Consider the following 1,492-nt stretch of genomic DNA (forward strand, 5'->3'; position numbering starts at 1 on the left):
AAAACTCAATCAAATCATAATATTCACAAAAACCGTTCTTTTCTATCAAATCAAGAATATCATATTTAATTTTTACTACTTCACTTTTACTAAGCTCAACAAAATCAGTAATTGCAAAGCCATTAAGGCACTTTATTTCGCTTTCATCATACTGGTGCTTCTCTGGGTTGTCTTTATGAGTAAAATATCGATAATAGCCCCGTATGCTCTCTAAAGGAATAGGAATTGTGCCATTAACAGATTTTGCCAATTTTTCGGCTTGAGTAAAACGAACTGGACCGTCCCAGCAACAAATTACGTGATAATGTGCCTTTTTCTCGTGTTCATCAGCATTCAAATCTTTATCGTGTAGCGGTGAAATAGCAATCGGTGCGCCTGTTTCTTGTAATATTTCAAGCCAGTTGGTTGGCATACTCTCAGGGTATGCAACAAAAGCCCAGTTTCTCTTTTTGACATTTTTAGCATCTTGTGCCATAATTTAACTCCATTCTAAAAAAGAGAACCATAAATTTAAAAAGGTGTTTCAGGTTCTCTTTTTTTTTGATACTTTAATTGTGTCACAATATAACTTAAAATAAACTTACGTCACATGTCACAAGTCACCCATTGGGGGGTGTCGTAGTAACCCCCCAAATTCAAACACAAAAATCAGCTATAAAATTTAATTCGATCAGTGCAAAAACTTAAAGGTAAGAGTTTTTTATTAATTTGACAAGAATTGCCAATTTTTGGAGTTTGTAGGTTACACACTTATATTATATATAGCCAAGAGCCTTCCGCTCAAAACACTTCCCCACTGACGTGGGGCCCCTTGTTTTGAGCTTTTCGGCGTTTATGCTCTCTAATTAGCACTTAGGGCGGGCGTTGCCCTAATGCTCCACACTTATGGGGTAATAACCCCATACCCCATCTTTTTTTATTGATTGCAGGATAGGCTTTAACGCCGAAAATGTCCGACAAAATTATAGTTGAAAAGTATATTTTTATTATGGGCGAGCATACCCCTTGTATATACAAAATCCTGGCGGTTTTGTATATCCTGCGGGTGCTCGTAAGGAGGGTTTCACCCCCTTAACCCCCTTAAAATAGCGACTATGCGAATAGTTTAGGCTCTTTATCTTCGGCAGCCTTACGAGCAAGAAAATTTTTATATTCGTCAGAATTCTCGATAAGCAAATTTATAAAATCATTGGCAGTAAAATCTTTATCTTTACTTGATAAATCTTTTAAAAATTCATCTGTGACACAGCTAATTCTTATCCCCCTAGTTTTACTTTTTTCGTGCTTTTTAGGAAATGCCATTTTTTAACCCCTTATGTCTCTTTGATTTTAGATAAGTATTAAAAAATAATGTGTTATTCATTGCTATTTCTAATCGTTCAATATTGTCATTTTTTAAAAACTCAATCAAATCATAATATTCACAAAAACCGTTCTTTTCTATCAAATCAAGAATATCATATTTAATTTTTACTACTTCACTTTTACTAAG

3 protein-coding genes are annotated in these 1,492 nt (G+C 34.5%); all 3 read right to left on the reverse strand.

Going from position 1 to position 1,492, the window contains the following annotated elements:
• A partial coding sequence (locus B9N65_RS10740; RefSeq protein WP_087583822.1) for a replication protein occupies positions 1–475 on the reverse strand: 475 nt, incomplete at its 3' end.
• A gap of 617 nt (positions 476–1,092) precedes the next feature.
• A complete protein-coding gene (locus tag B9N65_RS10745) occupies positions 1,093–1,302 on the reverse strand; it encodes a hypothetical protein (protein WP_087583823.1) in 210 nt (69 codons plus the stop codon).
• Positions 1,289–1,492, reverse strand: a 204-nt coding sequence (locus B9N65_RS10750; RefSeq protein ID WP_219336887.1) for a Rep family protein, incomplete at its 5' end; no start/stop codon positions are given. The genes B9N65_RS10745 and B9N65_RS10750, both read right to left, overlap by 14 nt.

Source organism: Campylobacter concisus, from assembly GCF_002165815.1.
Lineage (GTDB): Bacteria > Campylobacterota > Campylobacteria > Campylobacterales > Campylobacteraceae > Campylobacter_A > Campylobacter_A concisus_BH.

Bases quoted from the DNA above. Each gene is read 5' to 3' on its own strand.
- B9N65_RS10745 (WP_087583823.1), bottom strand. From the start codon at position 1,302: ATGGCATTTCCTAAAAAGCACGAAAAAAGTAAAACTAGGGGGATAAGA.